This window comes from Bradyrhizobium liaoningense, assembly GCF_018130955.1.
GTDB classification, from domain to species: Bacteria; Pseudomonadota; Alphaproteobacteria; order Rhizobiales; family Xanthobacteraceae; genus Bradyrhizobium; species Bradyrhizobium liaoningense_C.
The window spans coordinates 111,836-136,328 of record NZ_JAFCJM010000003.1 but is presented as its reverse complement, the minus strand read 5'-3'; the positions used below and the strand labels follow the sequence as shown (position 1 = coordinate 136,328).

20 protein-coding genes and 1 pseudogene are annotated in these 24,493 nt (G+C 65.1%); 6 read left to right on the top strand and 15 right to left on the bottom strand.

Annotated elements, in window-relative coordinates:
* The first annotated feature begins 16 nt into the window (after window positions 1-16).
* Window positions 17-3,583 (top strand): autotransporter outer membrane beta-barrel domain-containing protein, encoded by a 3,567-nt coding sequence (locus tag JQ632_RS03665; protein ID WP_249151331.1) that lies wholly within the window; start codon window positions 17-19, stop codon window positions 3,581-3,583.
* A 15-nt stretch (window positions 3,584-3,598) separates the two neighbouring features.
* Here JQ632_RS03665 and gspM read toward each other — a convergent pair whose 3' ends face one another.
* Genes gspM through JQ632_RS03620 form a run of 9 tightly spaced genes read right to left on the bottom strand, consistent with a single transcriptional unit; the run spans window position 3,599 to window position 11,037 of the window.
* On the bottom strand, window positions 3,599-4,165 hold the full coding sequence (gspM, locus tag JQ632_RS03660) for a type II secretion system protein GspM (RefSeq protein WP_212400910.1): 567 nt from the start codon (window positions 4,163-4,165) through the stop codon (window positions 3,599-3,601).
* Entirely contained in the window at window positions 4,162-5,202 is a 1,041-nt protein-coding gene (locus tag JQ632_RS03655; protein ID WP_212400909.1) for a PilN domain-containing protein, read from the bottom strand. The genes gspM and JQ632_RS03655 overlap by 4 nt, the downstream gene beginning before the upstream one ends.
* Window position 5,203: 1 nt before the next feature.
* The gene (locus JQ632_RS03650; RefSeq protein ID WP_212400908.1) at window positions 5,204-6,115 is read right to left on the bottom strand and encodes a general secretion pathway protein GspK; all 912 of its coding nucleotides are present in this window, start codon (window positions 6,113-6,115) and stop codon (window positions 5,204-5,206) included.
* The gene (locus JQ632_RS03645; RefSeq protein ID WP_212400907.1) at window positions 6,112-6,813 is read right to left on the bottom strand and encodes a prepilin-type N-terminal cleavage/methylation domain-containing protein; all 702 of its coding nucleotides are present in this window, start codon (window positions 6,811-6,813) and stop codon (window positions 6,112-6,114) included. Before JQ632_RS03645 ends, JQ632_RS03650 begins: the two co-directional genes overlap by 4 nt.
* The gene (locus JQ632_RS03640) at window positions 6,810-7,217 is read right to left on the bottom strand and encodes a prepilin-type N-terminal cleavage/methylation domain-containing protein (RefSeq protein WP_249151330.1); all 408 of its coding nucleotides are present in this window, start codon (window positions 7,215-7,217) and stop codon (window positions 6,810-6,812) included. Before JQ632_RS03640 ends, JQ632_RS03645 begins: the two co-directional genes overlap by 4 nt.
* On the bottom strand, window positions 7,195-7,689 hold the full coding sequence (locus JQ632_RS03635) for a prepilin-type N-terminal cleavage/methylation domain-containing protein (protein ID WP_212400906.1): 495 nt from the start codon (window positions 7,687-7,689) through the stop codon (window positions 7,195-7,197). The genes JQ632_RS03640 and JQ632_RS03635 overlap by 23 nt, the downstream gene beginning before the upstream one ends.
* On the bottom strand, window positions 7,652-8,110 hold the full coding sequence (gene gspG, locus JQ632_RS03630) for a type II secretion system major pseudopilin GspG (RefSeq protein WP_212400905.1): 459 nt from the start codon (window positions 8,108-8,110) through the stop codon (window positions 7,652-7,654). Before gspG ends, JQ632_RS03635 begins: the two co-directional genes overlap by 38 nt.
* A 22-nt stretch (window positions 8,111-8,132) precedes the next feature.
* The gene (locus JQ632_RS03625; protein ID WP_212400904.1) at window positions 8,133-9,344 is read right to left on the bottom strand and encodes a type II secretion system F family protein; all 1,212 of its coding nucleotides are present in this window, start codon (window positions 9,342-9,344) and stop codon (window positions 8,133-8,135) included.
* 4 nt (window positions 9,345-9,348) lie between these two features.
* A complete protein-coding gene (locus JQ632_RS03620) occupies window positions 9,349-11,037 on the bottom strand; it encodes a GspE/PulE family protein (RefSeq protein ID WP_212400903.1) in 1,689 nt (562 codons plus the stop codon).
* A 137-nt stretch (window positions 11,038-11,174) separates the two neighbouring features.
* Between JQ632_RS03620 and gspD the strand changes: the two genes are divergently transcribed.
* Window positions 11,175-13,547, top strand: a complete 2,373-nt coding sequence (gene gspD / locus JQ632_RS03615) for a type II secretion system secretin GspD (RefSeq protein ID WP_212400902.1) — start codon at window positions 11,175-11,177, stop codon at window positions 13,545-13,547.
* Window positions 13,548-13,552: 5 nt separating this feature from the next.
* The gene (locus JQ632_RS03610) at window positions 13,553-14,161 is read left to right on the top strand and encodes an A24 family peptidase (RefSeq protein ID WP_312015558.1); all 609 of its coding nucleotides are present in this window, start codon (window positions 13,553-13,555) and stop codon (window positions 14,159-14,161) included.
* A gap of 4 nt (window positions 14,162-14,165) precedes the next feature.
* Here the strand turns inward: JQ632_RS03610 and JQ632_RS03605 are convergent, their stop codons facing one another.
* The 5 genes from JQ632_RS03605 to JQ632_RS03585 form a co-directional block, all read right to left on the bottom strand.
* On the bottom strand, window positions 14,166-14,618 hold the full coding sequence (locus JQ632_RS03605; RefSeq protein WP_212401020.1) for a tetratricopeptide repeat protein: 453 nt from the start codon (window positions 14,616-14,618) through the stop codon (window positions 14,166-14,168).
* A gap of 224 nt (window positions 14,619-14,842) precedes the next feature.
* Window positions 14,843-15,709 carry a hypothetical protein gene (locus JQ632_RS03600; RefSeq protein ID WP_212400901.1) on the bottom strand — a complete coding sequence of 289 codons (867 nt, stop codon included), beginning with the start codon at window positions 15,707-15,709 and terminating at the stop codon, window positions 14,843-14,845.
* Between the two features lie 441 nt (window positions 15,710-16,150).
* Window positions 16,151-16,942, bottom strand: coding sequence for a class I SAM-dependent methyltransferase (locus tag JQ632_RS03595; protein ID WP_212400900.1), 792 nt, complete (start codon window positions 16,940-16,942; stop codon window positions 16,151-16,153).
* A gap of 33 nt (window positions 16,943-16,975) precedes the next feature.
* Entirely contained in the window at window positions 16,976-17,902 is a 927-nt protein-coding gene (locus tag JQ632_RS03590; protein WP_212400899.1) for a glycosyltransferase family 2 protein, read from the bottom strand.
* 200 nt (window positions 17,903-18,102) lie between these two features.
* Window positions 18,103-21,348, bottom strand: coding sequence for a M10 family metallopeptidase C-terminal domain-containing protein (locus tag JQ632_RS03585; protein ID WP_212400898.1), 3,246 nt, complete (start codon window positions 21,346-21,348; stop codon window positions 18,103-18,105).
* A gap of 183 nt (window positions 21,349-21,531) precedes the next feature.
* Between JQ632_RS03585 and JQ632_RS03580 the strand changes: the two genes are divergently transcribed.
* From JQ632_RS03580 to JQ632_RS03570, 3 genes and pseudogenes are all read left to right on the top strand, one after another.
* Entirely contained in the window at window positions 21,532-21,831 is a 300-nt protein-coding gene (locus JQ632_RS03580) for a hypothetical protein (RefSeq protein ID WP_212400897.1), read from the top strand.
* 173 nt (window positions 21,832-22,004) lie between these two features.
* The gene (locus JQ632_RS03575) at window positions 22,005-23,198 is read left to right on the top strand and encodes a CaiB/BaiF CoA-transferase family protein (RefSeq protein WP_212400896.1); all 1,194 of its coding nucleotides are present in this window, start codon (window positions 22,005-22,007) and stop codon (window positions 23,196-23,198) included.
* A 197-nt stretch (window positions 23,199-23,395) separates the two neighbouring features.
* A pseudogene (locus JQ632_RS03570) lies at window positions 23,396-23,557 on the top strand (sugar phosphate nucleotidyltransferase); the annotation flags it as partial.
* Window positions 23,558-23,880: 323 nt separating this feature from the next.
* Here JQ632_RS03570 and JQ632_RS03565 read toward each other — a convergent pair.
* Window positions 23,881-24,459, bottom strand: coding sequence for a phosphotransferase (locus tag JQ632_RS03565; RefSeq protein WP_249151326.1), 579 nt, complete (start codon window positions 24,457-24,459; stop codon window positions 23,881-23,883).
* Between the last annotated feature and the right edge of the window lie 34 nt (window positions 24,460-24,493).

Genomic DNA, 24,493 nt, shown 5'->3' with positions numbered 1-24,493 from the left:
CGGATTGCCATCCATCATGCGCCATTCGCTGGCGACCCTGCTCGCCACGTCGGCGCTCGGTGTCGTCCTCGGCCAAAACCCGGCATTCGCGCTCGACGGCACCTGGACCGGGGCGACCAGCACCGAATGGACCGACGGCACCAACTGGACCTCGACCCCGACGGTCCCGGACGGGGTTGCGACGTTCACCAATACGGGTTCGACGACGGTCGACAGCAACGGCCTCGTCGGCATCGGCGGCATCGTCTTCACCGCCGCGCCCAACGCGCAAGGCTACACCGTCAACATCAACGACATCTTCGTGGTGAACGGCGTCGGCGTTTCCAACAACTCGACGAATCTCCAGACCTTCAACGTCTCCTCCAGCCTCGTGTTCTCGAACGCGAGCAGCGCCAACGGCGGCACCGGAGGCGTGATCTACAACGTCACTGGCGGGTCGATCGCCTTCAGCGACACCAGCACCGCCGGCGCGTCGGCCATCATCAATGGCGGCGACGTCGAGTTCAACAATTCGAGCAACGCGGGAACCGCCACGATCACCAACAATGCGGTGATCAATTTCAACGACACGAGTTCGGCCAGCTCTGCCAACATCTCGAACAATGCGACGGGCTTCCTCGCCTTCAACACCTCGGCTTCCGCCGGCTCCGCGGTGATATCGAACGACGGCTCGATCACCTTCAACAATTCCTCCACCGCCGGCAACGCAACGATCACCACCAACAATGGCGGCACGACGAGTTTCACCGGAACAAGCTCTGGCGGCACCGCAAGCTTCATCACCCTGACCGGCGGCACGTTTGACATTTCTGGCCTCACCAGTGCCGGCTTGTCGGTCGGCTCGATCGCAGGCGCGGGCAGCTACGTGCTCGGCGCCAAGACGCTGACCACCGGCAGCAACAACACCACCACCGTTATGGACGGCGTAATCTCCGGCATCGGCGGCGGGCTCACCAAGGTCGGCACCGGCACGCTGACGCTGACCGGCGCCAACACATATACCGGCGCGACGACGATCTCGGCCGGCACGCTGGCACTGTCAGGCTCCGGCAGCATCGCTTCGTCCAGCATCGTAACGGTGAACGGAACGCTCGATATCTCCGCGATCGCACCCGGGGTCGCCTTCATCACCACGCTCGCAGGAAGCGGCGCCGTGCAGATGGGCATCAAGGATTTGTTGATCACCAACGGCTCGACCGAATTCTCAGGCGCGATCCAGGGCACGGGTGGAGTCCAGATTGGCAGCGGAACGCAAACGCTGTCCGGCGCCAACACCTATTCCAACGCCACCAAAATCGCCCCCGGCGCGACGCTGGCGCTCAAGGGCAACGGCTCGATCGCGAATTCGTTTATCGTGGCCTTCGGGGCGGGGGCCGGCGGCACTCTGGACATTTCCCAGACCACCTCTGGCGCATCGGTGCAAAGACTGTCCTCGCCGCAGGGCGTCGGAATCGTCGCACTCGGCTCGAAGACGCTGACCATCACGAACGGAAGCTTCTTCGGGGGCGCGATTCAGGACGGCGGCATCGGTGGCGGCGCCGGCGGCAATCTGCTCATCGCCAACGGCGCTTTTCAACAGCTCGGGGGAACCAACACCTATACCGGCACAACGACGATCGCCGGCGGTGGCGAGCTCGCTCTCGTCGCCCTCGGCGGCACCAATGGCAGCATCGCCGCCTCCAGCAGCGTCGTTGCCAACGGCATCTTCGACATTTCCGGCCTGACCAATGGTGGCACGTCGATCAAGTCACTGTCCGGCGCGGGCTCGGTCAATCTCGGCGGCAATACGCTGACGATCACCAACGGCAACGGCACGTTCGCCGGCGTCATCGGTAATGTTACCGGCACCGGCAACCTTGTATTGACAGGCGGCACGCAGGTTCTCTCCTTCACCAACACGTACACCGGCAGCACCACCGTGAACGGCGGCACGCTGGTGGTGGACGGCTCGATCGCGAGTTCGGCGCTGACCACGGTCAATGCCGGCGGCACGCTGGCCGGCAGCGGCACGGTCGGCAACACGGCGATCGTCGGCGGCACGCTCGCGCCGGGCAGCGCGGCAAGCGCCTTCGGGCCGCTGACGGTCAACGGCAGCCTGAGCTTCACTGCGGCGTCCACCTATCTCGTCCAGGTGTCCTCGACGAATGCCGGCCTCACCAACGTGCTGGGTACGGCCGCACTTGGTAACGCAACGGTCAACGCGAATTTCGTCTCGGGCACGGTTCAGAAGAAGTACACCATCCTCAACGCGACCGGCGGGTTCGGCGGCAGCAGCTTCAATCCGACTGTCGCGTCCAACATGCCCACGATCTCCGCGTCGCTGAGCTACGATACCAACAACGTATTCCTGAATATCGGCCTCGACTTCAAGCCGACAAGCGGCAACCTCACCATCAATCAGCAGAACGTCGCCAATACGCTGACGAACTTCTTCAACAGCACCGGCGGCATTCCGGCGGCCTTTGCGGGATTGACGCCCGCGGGTCTGACGATCGCTTCGGGCGAGCTCGGCACCGGCATCATCCAGTCCGCGATCAATGCCGACGGTCAGTTCCTCAACCTGATGCTCGATCCCACCATTGCCGGGCGTAACGGCGGCTTTACCAAGCCCGGCAGTGTCTCGCAATTTGCCGAGAGCGACGATGCGGCGGCCTACGCCTCGATGCGGCCGGCAACGGCGCGCGAACGAGAGGCCTATGCGATGGCGACCAAGGCGCCGATGCTGGCCGCGGCAGCCAATCGCTGGAGCGTCTGGGCGGCCGGCTATGGCGGCTCGGAGCAAGTCGGCGGCAACGCCGTGGTCGGCTCGCAGGACCTCACCGCGCGGATCTGGGGCGTTGCGGCCGGCGCCGACTACAGGGTCTCGCCGGATACGCTCGTCGGCTTCGCACTCGGTGGCGGCGGCTTGAACTACTCGCTCGCCAACGCGATGGGCGCAGGCTCGGCCGACCTGTTCCAGGCGGGCGTCTACGGCCGGCACAATTTCGGTCCCGCCTATGTCGCGGGTGCGTTGGCCTATGGCTGGCACGACGTCACCACCAACCGCACCGTGGCGCTCGCCGGCGTCGACCAGCTCCAGGGTCGCTTCAAGGCCGACTCCTTCTCGGCCCGCTTCGAAGGCGGCTATCGCTATGCGACGCCGCTGATCGGCATCACACCCTACGCGGCGGTGCAGGTCACGAGCTTCAACCTGCCCAACTACACCGAGACTAGCCTCAATGGCGGCGGGCTGTTCGCCCTGAACTACGCGGCGCAAACCACGACGGACACCCGCTCCGAGCTCGGCTTGCGCACCGACAGGTCCTACGCGGTACAGAACGGCGTGCTGACGCTGCGCGGCCGCGCCGCCTGGGCGCATGACTACAATCCGAGCCGCGCCGTCACCAGCCTGTTCACGGCGTTGCCGGGCGCCGGTGCGTTCGTCGTCAACGGCGCCAGGCCCGACGCCGATTCCGCGCTCGTCAGCGGCAGCGCCGAGGTAAAGTGGCTGAGCGGCTTCTCGGTCGCCGCGACCTTCGACGGCGAATTCTCCGGCAACGTCACGACCTATTCCGGCAAGGGCGTGTTCAAATATAGCTGGTGAGCCGGCCGCTCCGGCCTACTTCCCCGCCTGCCACTGGCCGGAGACGCCGAGGATCACCCTGACGCGGCCCGTGCTTGCCTCGTTCTGGGCCGTGGTCTGCGGCACCTGGACGTCGAGCTGGTCGACGAACAGGAAGGGCATGCCGGCTTCGAGATCGTAGAGCAGCTTTTGCAGCGCGGGCTGCTCCAGCTCGCAACTGACGACGAGACCGACGAACCCGTCCTTGCTCTGCGCGCCTGATAGGTCGACCTGCGACGACTGCACCGAGCCGCCGACATTGCCGATCGCGGCGGCGACACGCTGCAGAAGGTTGGCGCCCGCAACCGTCACCGTCGGCCCTTCCAGAAAGGGCGTGCCGGGATGCTCCGCCGATGACAGACCCGCGCCGCCCGCGCCCGCCTTGCGGCCGCGCAACTGGTCGAGCAGATCGGAGGTCTGCGCCAGGGCCTGGCGGTGGGAGACGACGTCGGCAACCGAAAGCCCCGCCATCAGCAACAGGCCGCCGGCCACCGCGACATAGAGCGTCACCGCGATCAGCGGCGAATGCGACAGCGTGCGCGTGATGGTGTCCCGCACGCTCATGGCATGTTCCTCGGCTCGATCTGCGCCTCGATGTGAAAGCGCTCGCCGGGATCCGACGACGAGCGGGTCGTCGGGGCGTAGAAGGTCGCGCGGGTGAAATGCTGGGACTGCTCGATCAGTGGGATCAGCGACGGCGCGTCACGGGTGATGCCGGCGATCTGGAGCTTGTTCGACGCCAGATGCAGCTCGGTAACGTAAGTGTGGTCGGGCAGCACGCGGCTCAGGCTTTCCAGCACGATGACGCTTGCCGGAGTCTCGTATTTACGCCGCTCGAGCAGCGCCAGCGGCGAACGCTCGCCGCCATCGCTACCGGCGCGGAGCGCGGCGCGGCGCTGGGTGATCTGGCGTTCGAGCTCGCGCTCCTGCGTGCTCAGGCTGTCGGCCAGATAGGTTGCGAAGACGGACGCGACGACCGCCGCGACGGCGGCGACGCCAAGCACCAGTTGCAGCGTGCGGCTCAGCCTTGCAGGATCGACTGCGCCGCGCGAACGCTGCTCGTACACCTTGATCCGGCCGTTGCCGGGCGCATCGGTGCAGATCGCGATCGCGGAGGGGTGCAAGCCCGAGATGGCCTCGACATAGCCCATCGCGAGTTTGCGCGGCGCGGCGGCGATCAAGGTGGTGATGCCGTCGCTGCCGTGCGCCACCGGCGCGCCGCAGCCGAACACCGCCTCGCCCGCGTTCCATGGCGTCAGGCGATCGATCTGCGCGCGCACGATGCCGTCGAGGAAGTCGGCCGCGCGCGAAGGCAGCTCGAGCGGCCGGAACAGGAAGCGCGCCGGCTGCAGCACAATCTCGACCCGGCTGCCCCGAACCACCGGTGCCAGATTGGTCGCGGAAAACTGGCCGTCACGGAACGCGAGGTCGGACGGACCATTCTCCGGCTTGCCGGCCTCCAGCGTAAACCCACCCTTCTCGTCCTCGACCAGGCGAACCAGCCGCGGCGAGACCATGCGCTCCAGCCCGGCGACGACGGTCGCGGCCACCGTGCCGGTCCAGGCATCGAGGATCGCACGAATGGATTGCTGCGAACTCATCTCACAGGGGCTTTCCGACGGAGCCGTCAAAGGCGTTTTGCCACGACAATACACGATAGGGCTCATCGGCGCCGTCGAGAAGCAGGATGACGATTTCAGCCGAGCTCTGCCGGCGGGTCGGGGATTCAACGGCCACCGTCAGCCGGTAGGCCTTGGCGCCTTCGAGCGTCGCATTGGCGCTGCCGGCAAGGCCGACCAGCGATTGCGGACTGATCCTTGGATCGGCCCGCTCCTTCAGCACCTGTTGCAGCATCGCCGGCGTCATGCCCGGCATCGCCGCCACCACCTGGGGTGCGGCGTCCATCACGTTCACCGTCCGCATGTTGCTGAACACGGTGACGAAGGGCAGCATCCGCTCGACCACCGCGGGCGGGATGCCGCGAACGAGCCAGAGCTCCTCGACATGCGGGAACGGCGCGTGCCGCGGCAGATAGCCCGTGCCCATGGTGCGATAATACGAATCTTCGGGATCGTCCTGCCCGGCCTCGGTCGCCGCGCGCCACGCCAGAATGCGGTCGGCAAAGCCGGCGGCCTCGTTCGCGCCGACGCCGAGCGCGATCATCAGGCCGGACAGCAAGGCCTTTGGCGCGGCGTTGAGATCGACGCGCGCCGCCTCCGAGCGGAAGGTCACGGCCACCCGGCCCATGCCGATCCGCGCGTTGAACGTTCCGCTGGTCGGGCGCGCAGCCTCGCCCTGCCCGGTCAGCCGATAGGCCGCAAGCTCGATGGCGGCGTTCACCAGCGCGTCGGCCTGAACGCGGTCGGTATTTCCGGCGACGGTGACGGCGGTGTTGGTGACGTAGGTCAGGTAGATCAGCACGAGCGCTGCAAGTGCGGCCAGCATCCAGAGCACCGCGATCACGATGAAGCCGCGCGCGTCCTTGCCTCCGGCGATAGTGCGTGCGCCGGTCAAAGCTGCTCCTCCTTCTTCTCCTGCTGCGGCTTGGTGCGGGCGGTCACGCATCCGGTCGGATTCTTGGCGCGCGCGCAATCGGCCGGTGCCGTGATGTGCAGCGTCGCAGCCGCAGAGACGGCCAGCACCTGACCGGTGGCGCCGTCGCGCACCGTGACCCGGATCCGTTCCGGCAATTGCGCCTGCCCGCGCCAGGTCGGCTGCCAGGCCTGATCCGCTCCCGCATAGGAGAAGCTGACGCGGTACGGCGCGCGGATCAGCACAACTTGATCCAGGAAGCGGATCTGTCCGTCCGTCGGCATCGGCTGGAACGCAGCGCGCTCGCGCACCAGGGCGAGCCCCTGCGCATCCGCCTTCTCGATCAGGCGGACGATTTCGAGCCCCGGGCTCGTGCTCGGACCAAGCGCCGTGCGCACGAAGGTCACCGCCAGTTCCGAGCCTTCGAACAGCGGAATTTTGGCGTCGCCGTTGATCCTGACCTGCTCGGCCACCGCGAGATCGGCGACGATGCGGTCGAGGCCGGTCGCAAGGCGCTCGGCCCGCTGCACCCGTGCGATGCCGCGATTCCAGTTCGGCAGCCATTGCGCCGTGACGGTCGCGAGCGCCGCGAGGATGACGGTCATCAACAGCGTCGCCAGCAAGACTTCGAGCAGCGTGAAGCCGGAATCGTCGGCGAGCGAGCGGCGCGACCTCCTCATTGCACCGACCTCGGCACGAGCTTCACCGTGGTGACCTGCAGCGAGGCCCCGTCGGCGCGCTGGAGGCGCAAATTGACGGCCATCGGCACGAAGCGATCGGTGGCGGGATCGCCGCCCGGCACCTTCATTGGCGCCACGTCGATGCGCCAGCGGCTTCCGGCGAGCTCGCCGCTCTGCCGGCCGACCTTCAACAGACCCCGCGCCGGCAATTCAGCGAGCAACGTCTCGGCCGTTCCGGCCAACGCCAGACGCTGGTCGATCGCGCGCGTGCCCTTCACAGTCGATGCGATCACCGTGCCGATCGTCCCTAGCACGGCGGCAATGATCGCAAGCGCCACCAGCGCCTCGATCAGCGTAAAGCCGGCGGTGCCCGCTATGCGTCTAGAGGAGCTTCTGCGGGACAATCTCGACCACTCCGGTCAGCCAGTTGACGCGCACCTCATAGCCCATGCCGGGCCGCGCCAGCGCGATCACGCCGCCGCACGACATGCCCGATGGAAAGAAATCGATCGAACGTCCCGCGGCGCGACTGCCGCAGCGCGAGGCCAGCATGGCCTGCACGGTCACGTCACTCGGCAGGCGGAGGATCCGTCCGGTCACGCCCGAGCGGATCGCGCGCGCCTCCGCATCGACCAGCGTCGCGATCGTGACCTGCCGGCGCAGCGCCGCGTTGCGATCGGCCTTCAGCAGCGCGGCGGTCTCCACCGCATAGCTTTCCAGCTTGGCGCGCGTCGTCGAGCGCGGGATCGCCGGCAGGATGATCGCCGCGAGCAGCCCGATGATCGCGAGCACGCACAGGATCTCGATCAGCGCGAAGCCGCTGATATCGTGACCCGCCCTAGCGCGTGCCGCTGGCAATGTCGGCTGCCGTGCCACTGCCGCCTTCCTGACCGTCGGATCCCAGCGAGATGATGTCGTAAGGCGACCGCTCGCCCGGCGAGCGGTAGACATAGCCATGGCCCCAGGGATCGTTGGGCACCATGCCGCCGCGCAAATACGGACCGTTCCAGCCGGGCAGATTGTTGCCGCGGGTCAGCGCGGCGAGGCCTTCATTGGTCGTCGGATAGCGTCCGATATCGAGATAATAGAGGTCGAGGGCGCTGGAGAAGCTCTCGATCTGGATTTTTGCGGCCTTCGCCTTGGACTCGCCGAGATAATTGAGCACGCGCGGACCAACCAGCGCCATGATCAGGCCGATGATGGTAATGACGACGAGGATCTCCACCAGCGTGAAGCCGGCCTCGCCGTTGCGTCGACGTCGCCGGCGTCTTGCGGATGCGACAAGCTTCTTGGTCACTTCAAAAACCTCCGAATTCGACCTAGCCGACAATCTGACTGACCGACATCAACGCTGTCATGACAGAGACGATCAGGCCGCCGACGACGATGGAAATGACGATGATCGCGGCCGGCCCCGCGATTCCGACCGCACGATCGAGCGTGCGTTGCAATTTGGCTTCGTAGAAATCCGCGACGCGCCCCGAGAGCATCGGCAGTTGCCCGGTCTCGTCGCCGAGCCGGAGCATGCGCACCGCCATCGCCGGCAGCGCCTGGGTCTCGGCGAGCGCGTCCGACAGTTTTGTGCCGTGGCGGACGCGATCGGCCGCGTCGCTCCACACTGCCGACGGTCCGGCGGTCGCCATCATGTCGACCAGGATGCGCAGCGTGGTCGTCAGGTTGACGCCGCTGCCGAGCAGCACGCCGAGATTCCGGCAGAACAGCGCGGTTCGATAGGACGACATCATGTTCCTGATCGCAGGCAGCCGCGTGATCGTATTGGCAATGCCGCGGCGGACGCGCTCCTGCCGCAGCAGAAGCCAGCCCAGCGCGATGCCGGCGGCAAGGATCGCGAGCACCGCATCGGAGTTGTTGCGCAAGAAGGTCGAAAGGTTCAGGAACATCAGCACGGTTGGATCGACCTTGGCGCCGAAATCCTGCAGCACGCTGGCAAATTGCGGCAACACGAATGTGAGGAAGAACAGCAGCACGCAGCCCGCCGCGCCCAGCACGAAGATTGGATAGCGGATCGCATCGCTGAGCCTGCGCTTGAGCGCTTCGGTTCGCGCACGCTCGGACGCCAGCACCTCCAGCACCTGGTCGAGCGAGCCCGAGGCTTCGCCGACCCGGACCAGCGCGACATACATCGGCGGGAACAGGCCCTCGTGCCGCGCCAGCGCCTCGGCAAAGCTCTCGCCGGACACCACGCGCGAGCGGATGTCGGCGACGACCGGCCGCAAGCGCCCGAAATCGCGATCGGCGGCGAGCAGCTCCAACCCGTCATTGATGCGGGCGCCGGCGCGCAGCAGCAGCGCGAGGTCGCGGGTGAAGATGGTGACGTCTTCCGGCTTCGGCTTGTTGAAGAGGCTGAGCGCGCTGCGCCCACCGCCGCCTTCCTCGAGCGTGACGTTGTCGACCAGCACGAGGCCGAGACGCTCGATCCGCTGCGCCACGTCGCTTGCGGCGGGCGCGGCGATGGCGCCGGAGACCAGCTCGCCATTGGCGTTGAGCGCGCGGTAACGAAAGTTCGGCATGAGATCAGCGGACCGTCGTGACGCGGAAGACTTCGGGCACGGTCGTCAGCCCGGCGCGGCATTTGGCGACCGCATCCTCCAGCATCGTGGTCATGCCGCCCTGCATCGCGGCGGCGTCGATACTGTGGGAATCCGTCTGCGGCCCGATCAGCCGGCGCACCTCGTCGGACATTTCGAGGATCTCGAACACGCCGTTGCGGCCGCGATAGCCGGTGCCGCCGCAGCGCTCGCAGCCACCCGCCTCGTGCACGACCTCGCCCGCCTTGAAGCCGATCACTTCGAAGCGTGGATCTTTGGCGATGTCCGTCCCGGTGAGCGTATGCGCAACCTTGCAGCGGTCGCAGAGCATGCGCACCAGCCGCTGCGCGACGACCGCACGCAGCGTGGACTTCAACAAGAAGCCTTCGATGCCGAGATCGATCAGCCGCGGGACGGCCGCAGCCGACGTTTCGGTGTGCAGCGTGGTCAGCACGAGATGGCCGGTCAGCGCGGCGTGGATCGCGATATGCGCGGTCTCGGCGTCGCGGATTTCGCCGACCATGATCACGTCGGGGTCCTGGCGCACGAAGGCGCGCATGGCCGAGGCGAAGGTCAACCCGATCGACGGCTTGACCTGCGACTGGTTGATGCCGGGAATCTCGTATTCGACGGGGTCCTCGATGGTGAGGATCTTTCGCGTCGGCTCGTTCAGGATCGACAGCATGGTTGCAAGCGTCGTTGTCTTGCCGCTGCCGGTCGGCCCTGTCACCACGATCATGCCGTGCGGCATTGCAAGCAGCCGCGTCATCAGCTTCTCGTCGCGCGTGCCGAGGCCGAGCTTGCTCATCTCGAGCAAGCCGCGGTCGCGCGGCAGCAGACGAATGACGGCGCTCTCGCCATATTGCGTCGGCATGGTGGCGACGCGCACGTCGAGCTCGGACCGCCCGACCCGCACGCGCGCGGCGCCGTCCTGCGGCAGTCGTCGTTCGGCGATGTTGAGGCCCGCCAAAATCTTGACACGCGAGATCAGCGCCTGCGGCGGAATGCCCTGCGGCGACGGCAGCGCGCGCATCAGGCCGTCGACGCGCATGCGCACGACGAGGCCGGTGCGGAACGGCTCGACGTGAATGTCGCTTGCGCGCAGCTCCACGGCACGCTCGAGGAGATCGTTGAGCGCGCGCACCACGGGCGCGCCGCTCGCGAGATCGCGCAGGCTCTCGATGTCGTCGTCGGATCGATGCGCCACACCTTTGGCGCCGTCGTCCGTGCTGGCATCATCAGCGTCGGCGCGCTGATCCAGGACCGTGGTGATGTCCTCGAACGAGGCTACGACGACCTCGACCGTCGTGCCGAACACGATCTCGGCGGCCCGGACGGCCGCGGTATCGGAGGGGTCGGCAATCGCCAGCCGGTAGCCACCGTTCGGCGCACGGAACGGAAAGATGGTGGATTCACGCAAGAAGCGGCGCGAAAAGCCATCCAGGCACGGCGTGGTTGCAAGAAGTTGTGGAAGACCGAGGCGCGCCAGACCGAAATAGTCGGCCACTTCGTCGGCAAAGTCAGCCGCCGAGAGGTCGGTCGCCTCCCACAATTCGCGCAAGGGCCGCGTCAACGCCGGATTGGTCGATGTCTCGACCCGGGCACGGGCCCGCGGCGGCAGTGAATATTTCTCCAGAAGATGCTGCCGGAAGCTATCTGCGGAAAGGTCTCGCATCGCGTTCACAGCGCTTACCTTGTTACTAGAAAGCAACAGCTTCCGCGCGTGACGGAAGGCCTTTACCCTTGACTTATTTACTAGCAAAAACATAATCGTGGCGCAAATTATTGCGCGTCCGGACCATGGGGGATCGGATGCATTTTCCGGTCACTCTTAGCGTTGGTAGGCGTATTTTGTTCAAAGTGGTCCAGCCGCTTTCGCGCCTGCGCACAGCGTTGCCTGGAACGCTTGTTCTATTGCCGAGCGCTTTCCTGTTGACGGCGTGCATCGTCACAGCCGACCGCAACATCGAAGCCGACGCCAGGGACCCGCGCGCGCGGGACGTCACCGAGAAGATCCAGTCGCTCGACCTCCAGCCGCGGCAACCTGCAGATGCAGGATCGAGCGGCATTGCCCAGCCGAAGTCGTCGCGGCCCGCGATCTACCTCGCCGATGGATCGACGCCGCAGGGCGCGGCGCTCGCGGAGCGCGAGGACGGCAGCGGCAGCGGCTACGACCTCAATTTTGAGAACGCGCCCGTCGCGACGGTGGCAAAGGTCATCCTCGGCGACGTATTGAACCTCGGCTACACCATCGACCCGCGCGTGCAGGGCACGGTGACGCTGGCCTCGGTGCGGCCGGTTCCGAAGGCCGATGCGCTCTACGTGCTCGAGAACGCGCTGCGCATGTCCGGCGTGGCGCTGATCCGCGATCGCGGCAACAGCTACCGTCTCATTCCGGCGCCTGAGGCCGGGCCCGGCGGCATCGACCGCTCCGCCACCGCCGAAGCCGGCCAAGGCATCAGCGTGGTGCCGCTGCGCTACACCTCGGCGCAAAACATCTTCAAGCTGCTCGATGCTTTCGGCGTGAAGGCTGCGACCATGCGCCCCGACAATGCGCGCAACACGCTGATCATCACCGGCAGCGGCACCGATCGCGCCGCTGCGATCGACACCATCCTGTCCTTCGACGCCGACTGGATGCGCGGGCAGTCGGTCGGCATCTTCCCGGTTCGCAACTCCTCGCCCGAACCGCTCATTTCCGAGATGGAAAAGATCATGGACTCGGGCGAAGGCGGCATGAGCCAGAGCGTGGTGAAGTTCCAGCCGATTGCCCGCCTTAACTCGATTCTCGTGGTCAGCCAAAAGCCGGAGTACCTCAAGCGCGCGCAGGTGTGGATCGCGCGGCTCGACCGCTCCGACACCGAAGGCGTGAACCTGAAGTCCTATCCGCTGCGCTATGGCAATTCCAAGCTGGTCGTGGCGCTGCTTAACGACATGCTGCTCAGCCAGAGCAGCACGAGCAACTCGACGCTCGACAGCGCGCAGAGCCAGCTTGCGCCCGGCTCGGGTATGTCGACGACCAATTCGGGCACCAATCCCGTGGCCGCGCTGAGTGCATTGCCGACGGCGGGCGCAGGCGCGTCAACGCCGGTGACCGGCCCACCCGGCTCGCCTTTGAACGCCCGCCCCTCGCCGGCGGCGACCACCACACCCGGCCAGGACCTCGGCGGGGCGCAGGGCGGCGCGCGGCCTAATACCAACGGCATTCTGCAAAACGTGCGGATCACGGCCGACGTCACCAATAATGCGGTGCTGGTTTATGCCAACATGGAATCGCAACGCATCATCGAGCAGACGATCCGGCAGATCGACCGGCCCCAGCGCCAGATCGCCATCGAGGCGACCATCGCCGAGGTGACGCTGAACGACCAGTTGAACTATGGCGTGCAGTACTTCCTGGCGAGCAAGCAGGGCTCGATCTCCAACACCATTTCAGGCGTCAGCAATTCGGCGACGATCGGTAGCAACATCGAGGGACAGTCCAACGCCGTCAACGCCGCCGCCGGCGCGCTGCTCGGACGCGTGCTGCCCGGCTTCAATCTCCTGATCGGAGCGGAGAACTCGCCGCGGGTGGTTCTCGACGCGCTTCACAACGTCACCAACGTCAAGGTGCTGTCGAACCCATCGCTGGTCGTGCTGGACAACCAGCCCGCGACGTTGCAGGTCGGCGACCAGGTGCCGTTCTCGACGGGCACCGCAACCGTGCTGACCGCCAACAACACCGTCGTCAACACGATCGACTACAAGAACACCGGCATCATCCTGCGCGTGCTGCCGCGCGCCAACGCCAACGGCAACGTCGTGCTCGACATCGAGCAGGAGATCTCCAACGTGGCAGCCGGCAGCGCCAACTCGCTGACGCCAACGATCTCGCAGCGCCGGGTCAAGAGCTCGATCGCGGTGACGAGCGGCCAGACCGTGTTGCTCGCCGGCCTGATCAGCGAGACCGAGAACAGGCAGCGCCAGGGCCTGCCGATCCTCGATTCCATTCCGGGCGTCGGTGACGCCTTCTCGCACCAGGGCACCGGGCGGACCCGTACCGAGCTGATCCTGTTCATCCGGCCGACCGTCATGCGCGACGGGGTCGACGCGCATGTCATCGCCGAGGAGATGCGCAGCAAGATGAATGGCCGTCTCGTCGGCACCAGCAATCCCGTCGTCGTCGTTCCCAAGGCGACGCGCTGACGGGCGTGACGGACGAACCCGCGACCGCTGCGCAGAGCCTGGCGCCCGTCCTCAGCCTCATTCTTTGCGCGGGCCTCGTCACAAGCCTGCTCGCCGCCCCCGGCGCCGAGGGCCTTCTGGGCGCGTTCCTGGCGGCCCTGATGCTGGCCATCGCCGCGACCGATGCGAGCACCTACCGCATCCCGAACGAGCTCACGGCCACGGCCTTTGCGCTTGCCCTGCTCCGGGCCTGGGCGATCGGGCCGGACGCGGGCGCGCAGGCCGTGCTCTGGGCGGCCTTGCGGGGGCTCGCGGTGGCCTTGCCGCTGCTGGCCCTGATGCTGATCTACCGGCGCTGGCGCGGCCGTGACGGGCTTGGGCTCGGCGACATCAAGCTCGCGGCGGTCGCCGGCGCCTGGCTCGATCTCATGACGGTGGCCGTGGCAATCGAACTGGCGGCGCTGGCGGCGATCGGCGCCTACGCCATCAATGCTGCACTGCGTAGGAAGCCGCTCAGCGCGACCGCCTTCCTGCCGTTCGGCCTGTTCCTGGCGCCCGCGATCTGGATCGGCTGGCTGGGCGAGAGAGTGGCAACCGATTGGCTCGCAAACTGGCTCGCGGTCTGGCAGGACTAGCTAGCTAATGCTCGCGGCTCGGCGCCCATTCCAGGGCGCGCAGGCGGGCCTCGGCGATCTCGGCGCGGGTCATCTTGGTAGTGACGGCGTCGCGGATCCTGGCCCGCGACTCCCTCGCCCGCGGCGGCGCCGCGGCGGTCGAGAGATTGAGCCATTTGGAGGCCTCGACGATATCGCGCGGCACGCCCTGCCCCCGGTCATAGAGCAGCCCGAGCGAATACTGGGCGAGGCTGTCGCCCTGCTCCGCGGCGCGCCGATACCACATCGCGGCTTCGGTATAATTCTGAGGCACGCCGCGCCCGGTCTCGAACATGAAGCCCAGTTGGGACTGCGCGGCGGCATTGCCGCGCTCGGCTAGCGGAATGAAGACGCGCGAAGCCGTCACGTAGTCCTGGCGCTTGAATGCGGCGACGCCCTGGCTAAGGGATTGGGCGTGGGCGGAAACGGCGGCCAGCATGACCGCGGCGGTAGCGGTTGCAACGGCAAGCTTCCAACCCGGAAATAACTTTGCGCCCATCTCGTCGTCGCGTCCCATCGCCCATCGTCGCCGATCCAGATCAATGCGAGATATTAGACTCGGGGAATGCCGAAATCCATCGGCGCCATCCCACAGGCTGGGGCTGGCCAGAAAAGAAAGGGCTCCGGACGGGTTACGCCCGGAGCCCCGATGAGGACCGGACTCTACTTGTATCCGCCCGCTGTCGCCGGCGAGGTGTCGGGATTGTTGGCGTTGATCTGGTTGTCGAGATAGGACAGCACGTTGCCGCTCGTGGCTGCGCCGCCGCTGCCGGTAATGCTCGAGCGACCGATGCGGATCGCCGCGCCGGTGCCACTGGCGACCGCACCCGTCGACAGGCTGTCCGAGATCGAGGACTCATAGACTTGGATGACGGAAGCTCCTCCGGAGCCGATCGACGCTATGCCCACGTTATTCTTGTCGAGTGTCACGTTGCGAAGGATAGCGGTTGCAGTCGCGCTGCCATTGCCGGGCGCAACCTGGATGCCGCCGCCGCCGCCGCCCACGCTGCCATTGTAGGCAACGACCGTATTGACGACCGTCATCGTCGCGTTGGCCGTTGGGTTGAAGCCGATGCCGAGCCCATTCGAACCGCGGAAGCCGCGGATCACGCAGCTGTCCACGACCAAGCCGGCGCCGGACAGGAACTTGATGGCGGTAAGGCCGGTGCCGACCCCCTCGAAGTCAATGCCCTTCAGATAGACGAGGTCGGTGGATGCGGCGTTGATGATGATGCCGTTGGTGCCCGAGACGAGGACGCCCGCGGTCCCGGCCTCACAGGAGATGGTAATCGATTTGGTGATGGTCACGGCGCCGAAGCCACCGGGATCGAGGCAGTTGATCTCGCCGGCCGGAGCAGTCTTCGAGATCGCGCCCGCGAAGGTCTTGCACGGGGCCGTACGGCTGCAGGGATTGGCGTCATCGCCGACACCCGACACCCAGGTCCTGGTCGCCTGGGCGTGAGCCGGCGCCGACGCCAAGATGGGAAGAAAAAGTCCTACGGCCACAGCCAGCAAGGCAATGCGACGCATTGAATAACCTCCTTAATTCGCCGAGACTCCTCGGCCGATGAAGATTTAACGATGACTCTGATTACTACTTGTCGGCAGGTGCAGGGCTCGGGTGGCCAAATGTGTCCACCCGAGATTTCAATCCGCATGATTGAGAATCAGTTCGGTCTCCCCCCGCCCCCTATCAGATCGAAGCCTAAACATCTTGGTACCAAGCCGTTAGGCACGTTTGCCATGCGCGTCAAGCAACATGGGCAGGTTTGCCGCTCGTCCCGATTGCCACAACCAAGAACCGTCAATCAGTCGGGCGCTAAGGTAGGTCGACACAACCTTGACGAGGTTCAACCAAGTATTGCCTTTTTTAATTGGAATCGCGCGCCCCCTACCGCACAGACGCGACGGGCGCTTGAGCCTGCTGGTCAGATCGGCCCCCGGATTAACGACTGACAGAATTGGCCAGTTCTATTTTCGCCGGAATACGAACAGCTTCTGAGTCCCATAGTCGCCACCCGACGGCAACGTCGCGAAGAAGCGATTCCATTCCATGTCCGGGCGCGATGGATCGACCTTATTGCCGATCAATCCCGCCAGCAGCGGCTTCAACACGCGCGTGCCGACGAAATAGGTGCTGGCGAAGTTTGAAATCTCTTCGAGAACGACGAGATCGGACGCCGCCGTACGCATCAGCTCTGCATCGACATAGTTGTTGAACTGCGGCTCCGGGATCGGGCCAAGCCCCCATTCAGCACGGAATGCATTAAGCTGGCGCAAACCCTCCTGCGTCGCCTCCGAGACCAGCAGCCTGCCGCCGGTCCTGACGACCCTGGCCGCCTCCCGAAGCGCAGCGACCTGTCGCTCACGCTGACCAAGGTTGATGACGACGCGCGTTACGATGGCCGCGTCATACAGCCCGTCCGGCTCCTGCAGATCGAGGATATTGCCTTCGGCGAATGCGACGGTTGCCGCCAGCGGCAAGCTCTGCGCTGCAAGGCGATCCTTCGCTGCCGCAATCATCTCGGGAATGTAGTCGACCCCCTTAATGTCGATCCGGAATTGCTGCGCGTAGCTGAGCGTCGAGAAGCCGTTGGCGCAGCCGACGTCGATGACGCGCATCCCGTCTCGTAACCATTTGGAGATTTCCGCGATCTCCAGAGCGATTGCGTGCCGGTCGTTCCAGGATGCGCGATGATCGTCACCGAAACGCTGCGCCTGATCGCGCCAGAACGAACGGATTTGTTGGTCACTGAACTTCATGAAATTGGCCCTAACACTTGCATTCACCGAGCGCTAGCGCGTGGTCGATGCCACGATATAGAGTGGCCTGCCCCTTGTCTGCTGCAAGATCTGACCGATGTAGAGGCCGGCGAATCCGATAGCCAGGTTGGTGACGCCCGCCGTGAAGAAGATCGCCGTCATGACGCTCGGCCAGCCCTGCAACGGATATTCCGGATATCGGATCTTTTCGATGACAATGAGGCCGGCCGCCACGAAGCTACCCACTGCCATCAGCAGACCGAGCAAGATCGAGAAATAAAGCAATCGCGTCGAGAAACTCACGATCAAGTTTACGGCAAAACGCACGCGCTTGCGAAAGCTGTAGCTGGTCTGTCCTGCGTCGGCCATGGCATGTTCGGCCGTGATACTGCCATGCCTGAAGCCCACCCAGCGAAGCATGCCGCCATAGAACCGACCGGGTTCGCGCAGCAATCGAAATGCCCGCACGGCCTCGCTCGACACGATCGAGAAGTTACCTTGCAACCGGTTGTAGTCCTGCCCGGACAGAGCATTCAGCACCAGGTAGAACAGCGCTGCGGCCGCTCGGTAGACGAGCGGCTCCGGCCGCCGCGCCCGATTGACGAAGACGACGTCGTAGCCCTCTTGTGCCTTCGCATAGAGCTGCGGAATCACCTCGGGCCGGTCCTGCAGGTCGGCGTCCATCACGACCACCCACCTGCCGTCAGCATGGTCGAGCCCCGCGCTGATGGCGACGTGCTGGCCGAAGTTTCGCGCGAGATGAATCCCCCTGACCTCGCGGTTTGCCCGCGCCATCTCCTTGATCGTGAGCCAGGCATCGTTGGTGCTGCCGTCGTCGACGAGGACGATCTCGAAATCGCTGCTGGTCTTCTTCAGGGAGGCACCCAGGCGGCGAACGAGTTCGGTTAGTGTCGATGCCTGCTGATTGTAGACCGGGGCGACGACAGAAATTTCAGGCATGGTCCAGCCAGGAAAAACACCGACCCGAGCGTCTCGCACAAATCAATCGTGCTTCTGAGCAATCCGCCGGCCATTCGAATGGCCGACGCGGCATCCGCCGCCGCGCAAGCTCACGCTGTCCCAATAGCCTATCGGACGGGCGATCACAACCACCGACATCCGCGCGGGCGTCCAATCGCGGGCGGAACGCGCCCAGCCTGTCAGCGCAGCAGGAAGTCACCCAAGTGGTCGTTCAGATGGTACGACACAAGGTGCGGCAGGTCCGCGCCGGCAAGCTCTATGAAGGAGAGAACCTCGCCCGTCGGAAGATGTCCGTCGCCTGGCTTCACATCCTTCGACATGACGGGATACGCGTCCGGGCTACCTCCCCCCGCAGAGGAATCCGAGGCGAACACGAAGTTGTCGCCCAGCGCAGCGGCGGGGGGCGCCGCTGGCACTCCGATCACGCCATCGCCGTTGAGGTCCTGATGGAAGCTGGTCTCAACCGACTCCAACGTCGTGCTGCTCCCCGCGTAGGCGGCAAAGGAGAGACGGTTGCCGTTCGAATCGGTATCCCAGATCACGAATTGATTTGCGCCGGCATCCTTCCAGGCGATCTCGTAGCCGCTTGCCGTCTGTTCCGCCCCGATCGGGGTATAAGGCGAGAACTGACCGGCGACGACCGCCACGCCGCCCAATTTCAGCGACGGACCGGAACCCCCAGCGGTTGGATTGAGGAGGTAGTTGCTGCCGCTCTGCACCAGCGCGGTCGAGCTATACGCCTCAATCACGGTGGAGCTGGCGGGAACGCCGATGCTGCCGTCACCATTCAAGTCCTGACGGAAGCTGGTCTCAACCGACTCCAACGTCGTGCTGCTCCCGGCGTACACGGCGAAGGAAAGGCGATTGCCATTCGCATCGGTATCCCAGATCACGAACTGATTTGTGCCAGCATCCTTCCAGGCGATCTCGTAGCCGCTCGCCGTCTGTTCCGCAGCGATCGGCGTGTAAGGCGAGAACTGACCGGCGACGACCGCCACGCCGCCCAATTTCAGCGACGGACCGGAACCCCCAGCGGTTGGATTGAGGAAGTAGTTGTTGCCGGTCTGCACCAGCGCGGTTGTGCCATACGCCTCAATCACGGTGGAGCCGGCGGGAACGCCGATGCTGCCGTCACCATTCAGGTCCTGATGGAAGCTGGTCTCAAACGACTCCAACGTCGTGCTGCTCCCGTCGTACAGGGCGAAGGAAAGGCGATTGCCATTCGCATCGGTATCCCAGATCACGAACTGATTTGTGCCGGCATCCTTCCAGGCGATCTCGTAGCCGCTTGCCGTCTGTTCCGCCGCGATCGGCGTGTAAGGCGAGAACTGACCGGCTACAACCGACACGCCGGCCAATTTCAGCGACGGACCGGAGCCCGCAGCGGTTGGATTTAGGAAGTAGTTGTTGCCGGTCTGCACCAGGGCGGTCGCCCCGTACGTCTCGATCGCGGCGCTCACAGGAACGCCAACGACGCCGTCCCCGTTCAGGTCTTGCTGGAAGGTCGTCTCAAACGACTCCAGCGTCGTGCTGCTCCCGGCGTACACGGCGAAGGAAAGGCGATTGCCATTTGCATCGGTATCCCAGATCACGAATTGATTTGTGCTAGAGTCCTTCCACGCGACCTCGTAGCCGCCCGCGGTGTGCTCCGCCGCGACCGGGGTGTAGGGCGCGAACTGACCGGCAATGACCGGCACAATGTTGTATTTCAGCGTGGGCCCCACGCCGGACTGGTAGAGGTAGTAGTTGTTGGCGATCTGCGTGAGGGTGGTCGTTCCCGCGGACTCGATGACGCGCGTCACCACGCCGATCGTGCCGTCGCCGTTGAGGTCCTGGTGAAAGGTGGTCTCGATCGATTCCAGCTCGTAGCTGGTCCCCGAGACCGCCGCTAGGATCATCAACTGCATGTTGCCGTTGGAGTCGGTGGTCCACACCGTGTACTGATCGGCGTTCAGGGCTTTCCATGCGACGTCGTACCCGCTTCCGGTCTGCTCGGCACCGATCGCCGTGAGCGCGGAAAACTGTCCGACCGGCAAGGGCGCGCCGCCATTCTTCATCGTCGGTCCGGTCCCTCCGGCCGTTGGATTAAGCAGGTAATAGCCGTTGGACTGCACCAGGCTGGTGTCGCCGATCGCCTCGATCACGACCGGGGCGAGCTGGCTGATCAGCGTCGCGCTCGAGATCGTGCCGTCGGCGAATTGGAAAGACTCGATGCTCGACACGGTATCGGTGCCGTCGGGCGTGCTGGACCGCTGATCGATCAGCGTGAAGACCTGCGTGGCCGAGTTGTAGCTGACCGCGTAACTCGCCCTGCTGCCGGAATACACCGCGGTGTCGGTGCCGGAGCCGCCGACGATCGTGTCGTTGCCGCCGCCGCCCGTGATGGTGTCGTTGCCACCGCCGCCGTTCAGGACGTTCGCGATCACGTTGCCTATGATGGTGTCGCTGCCGGAGCCGCCGATGGCGTTGTCGATGTAGGAGCGCGCGTCGTTGTTGTAGACATAGGCGTTGTAGACGTTGCCCGAAGCGTAGTGGCCGTTGCCGAGATAGGCGATCTGCGTCGAGGAGAATACCGACGCCGCGCCCGGATTGAGGTTGAGCGACAGGTTCGTCGCGTAGTTCGACAGATCGTAGGTGTCGACGCCGCCGCCGTCCCAGACCGTTTCGAAAATGCGGTTGGCCGAGCCGCCGGCGCCGCCGCCCGGGGCAAGCTGTCCGACGCCGTTGATGAACTCCTGACCGGTGGTCGGGCTCCAAGTGTAGACGGTATTGCCGCTCTGGGTCGAATAGTTCGCGCCGTAGAGCGTCTGCAGCGCGAGGATGTCGTTCGCCATATAGGTTTGCGAAAACCCGTAGGACTCGGCCGTGTAGCCGGTCAGCGGCGCACCGACATAGCTGCGATAGCTCATGATGGTGTATTCGCTGTCGTCATGCGCGCTGGGCACCGCGACGTTGGAAACGCCACCGGTCTCCTGGCTGTGCTTCAGGCCGACGGCATGGCCGAGCTCGTGCAGCGCAGTTGCGAAGTAGTAGTTGCCGAGCGAGGCCAGCGAATAGTTATAGGCAGTTCCGAACCAGATATCTCCACCGGAGGCATAGCTCGAGGGATAGTAGGCGTAGGAGGTCGGATTGGCCGCCGGCGACTGCGCCACCATGATGTCGGCACCGTTGGTGCCGGCGTACTGGATGTTGGCGTTGGTGTAGCTGTTGATCAGCCCGACGGCGTAGACGATCGCCGACTGCATTTGGCTCGGCGCCTGCGCGAAGCCGGAGCCGGTCGGCTCGCCGTTGCCGTTGTAGCTCGCCGAATAGTCGCTGGGCGAATCCGGGAAGCTGTAGGTGATCGTGCCGGACCATTTGGTACCGCCGAGCAGCCCATCGATCTCCGCATTATTCGTAGCGCTGGCATAGACGGCGGTGGCCAAGTAACGTCTCCAAGAATACGTCGCGCATAGTCCAATTCGAATGCGGCAGCGATTCTAGCCTTAGTGTGATACGTTTGGTTTAATTTGGGCAGCTTGCGATATGCGCCTTCGATAACGACTTGTTAAGCGAAAATTGCCTGTTTACGCGAATCGCGGAACTGGGCTGAGCGATCTGGAGGAACCATGAGCCTGCTCCGCCTTGCCGCCGCTGTTTCGGGCGCCGTGGTCGCGCTCGCGAGCGTGGATCAGTTGCTTCCCGAGGAGTGCTCCATCATGGCAAGGAAGGCCCAAGCGGACGAGACCGGCAAGGCACCGGCGCGCTCCGTTCCCCCTGCCCGCGATCCCGCCATCGCGGTCGCCGAAGAGTACGAGCTTGCCCGCCGCAAGGGGACGGCCGAGGCGTTCGAGCTGTTCATCGCGCGCCACGGCGACGATCCGCTCGCCGAGAAGGCCCGCGCCGAGCTGAAACGCCTGTCGCGCTAGACCTTGTCCTTAGACCCTGTCCCGCAACCCGGCGAAACCGGACCCTGCGGACCAACGCAGGCCTTCGGTTTGGCAAGCCCTGGATTTGCAAGGTGCAACCTGCGTCAACGCGGTTGCCGCATCTTTTTTCAGCACTATGGTAGCGCAAAAGTCCGCCCTGGAGCCATCCAAAAATGCCCTTTCCGCATGCCTCGGAAGCCCTCTCGCGCTTCACCGTGCTCGATCTGACGCGCGTCCGGTCCGGCCCGACTTGCGTGCGGCAGCTCGCGGACTGGGGCGCCAACGTCATCAAGATCGACGCGCTGACGGAGGATTCCGGCGGCGAGCAGCCCGGCGGTCCCCGGCAGGGCTCGGACTTCCAGAACCTGCACCGCAACAAGCGGGCCATGACCCTCAACCTGAAGGACCCAAGGGGTCTGGAGGTCTTCAAGCGCCTCGCCGCCAAGGCCGACGTCGTGGTCGAGAATTTTCGCCCCGACGTGAAGACGAAGCTCGGCATCGACTATGAGAGCCTCGCCAAGATCAACCCGCGCCTCGTCTATGGCAGCATCTCCGGCTTCGGCCAGGACGGCCCCTACCACAAGCGGCCCGGCTTCGATCAGATCGCGCAGGGCATGGGTGGGCTGATGTCGATCACGGGCGCGCCGGGCCAGGGACCGATGCGGGTCGGCATTCCCGTTGCCGACCTCACCGCCGGATTATTCTGCGCCATCGGCATCCTCACCGCACTGCTCGAGCGCGACGTCTCCGGCAAGGGCCAATGGGTGCAGACCTCGCTGTTGCAGGCGCAGATCTTCATGCTCGACTTCCAGGCCGCGCGCTGGCTGATGGAGAGGGACGTCGCGAAACAGGCCGGCAACAACCACCCGACCTCGATCCCGACCGGCGTGTTCAAGACCTCCGACGGCTACATCAACATCGCCACCACGGGTGGACGCATCTGGGAACGCTGCGCGCAGGCCATCGGCGCCCCGGAGCTCGTCACCAATCCCGATTATGCGACGGCACCGGCACGCTCAAAGAACCGCGATGCGCTGAACGCGGCGATCGAAGCGTGCACCGTGACGAAATCCACCGAGACCTGGGTGAAGGAATTGAACGACGCCGGCGTGCCCTGCGGCCCGATCTACGCCATCGACCAGATGTTCGAAGACACGCAGGTCAAACATCTCGGCATCGCGCAGGACGTGCCGAACGCGGAGGACCGTCACATCCGCCTGGTTGGCCAGCCCGTGTCGCTGTCGCGCACCCCGAGCAAGATGGTGGCGCGGCCGCCGGAATTCGGCGAGCAGACGGAAGAAGTGTTGGCTGAGTTCGGCTTTGCCACAAACGAGATCGCAGCGCTCAAGCAGGCCAAGGTGGTGTGATCCGGGCCAGGCGCCTCCCGTGGTTCGGTGCTAGAGCGCGATCCGGAAGAGTGTGCAGCGGTTCTCCCTCGCGAAGAACGCGGAACGCGTTCGCGCGGAGATCTTGCTCAAACAAGGAGATAAAGCGCGATGACGATCTCTAAACTGATCGCGCTTTAGGACACGCGTGAGGCGAACATGCCCGTGGGAGCTGATCTATGAAAGTCGTGATCCTCACGGGCGGTCTTGGCACCCGAATTGCCGAAGAGACCAGTAAACGGCCGAAACCGATGGTCGAGATCGGCGGCCGGCCCATCCTGTGGCACATCATGAAGATTTACGGCCATCACGGCTTCCATGATTTCGTGATCTGCCCTGGCTAGGCTATCTGACGCTGATCGAGCGGCTGGCGGACGACCCGGGCTTCAGTGGCGGCTGGAATTTCGGACCCGACCCCGCAAGCGAGGTGCCGGTCCGCACTTTCGTCGACCGTCTGATCGCGCTGTGGGGTGATGGCGCGCGCTGGACCGGCGATGGCGGCCCGCATCCGCATGAAGCCGCCTATCTCAGGCTCGATTGCGACAAGGCACGCACGCGGCTCGGCTTGGCGCCGCGGCTCGATCTGGACCAGGGACTTCGGCTGACTGTCGACTGGTACAAGGCGCTTGGGCAAGGGCCGGGATCTGCGCAAATTTTCGCTCGATCAGATTGCCGGCGCCGCGCAAGCGGCATGATCAGCCCGGCAGCTCGAGAATCTCGGCGATGCGGACCTGAGCCGGCACCGCAGCTTCAGATGCGCGCCTGACAAGACCGCGAGATAGGATTTGAGCAGGACGACGAGCGCGAGGATTGCACGCTCGACGTCCGGCGCGAGACCGGTTTGGCCGAAGGCGGCCGTTTGCAAGAACGGACGGTTTTCGAGAATGGTCACCCAGTAGAGAGAGTCGTAGCCGCTGACACCACCGAACGCGTCTTCCCAGTAAACGAGGCGCGGCTCGGTTCCCTGGAGTATGATGTTCTTCGGTCTGAACTCGCCGTGACAGAGCGCCTCTGGCAGCTGAGCGAGACGATCCGCGAGCAGCGCGATCAGCCGGTGTACCTCGACCGCGGTCGCCGGCTCCAGCGAGCCGCGGTCCGAAAAGGCTTTCAGGGCGTGCGCGGCGCTGGTCAGGCACTGTTTGAGCGAGGCAAGCGTGTCCCGAGCCGCTCGCTGCATTCGCGCGCCATCGCGATGGCGTCCTTGGACTGCATCGGGGCGGGCCAGCGGCGCCAGCGCGGGCATCAACAGACAAGCCCGCGCCGTGCTTGCGCTATCC